This window comes from Streptomyces sp. NRRL WC-3549 (genome assembly GCF_000721935.1).
Classification (GTDB): Bacteria; Actinomycetota; Actinomycetes; order Streptomycetales; family Streptomycetaceae; genus Streptomyces.
This window is the reverse complement of sequence record NZ_KL585391.1, coordinates 144,980-145,278: the sequence shown is the minus strand read 5'-3', so window position 1 is coordinate 145,278 and position 299 is coordinate 144,980. Positions and strand designations below refer to the sequence as shown.

At 73.9% G+C, this 299-nt stretch carries 1 pseudogene; it reads left to right on the top strand.

The annotated features are described in order from the left end of the window. Window positions 1-45 precede the first annotated feature (45 nt). Window positions 46-299, top strand: a pseudogene (locus IH13_RS42155) (protein phosphatase); the annotation flags it as partial.

Genomic DNA, 299 nt, shown 5'->3' with positions numbered 1-299 from the left:
GGTCTGCCTTGCCAGCCCGCTCAGAGATGTGTATAAGAGACAGGCCCCTGGCTGCGGCTGCTGTCCCGGGAGGGCTTCCGCGTCGGCGAGGTCCTGGAGCGGCTCAACCGGCTCCTGCTCGACGACGCCATGGAGGCGGCCGAGGCCGCCGCCCTGATGGTCGCCGCGGCGGGCGGGCAGCAGCTCCAGGACGGCTCCCAGTCCCGCTTCCTCTCCCTGCTCTACGGCGACCTCGTGCCGCTCCCCGGCGGCGGGGTCCGCTGCACCGTGGCCAGCGCCGGACACCCGCTGCCGCTGCT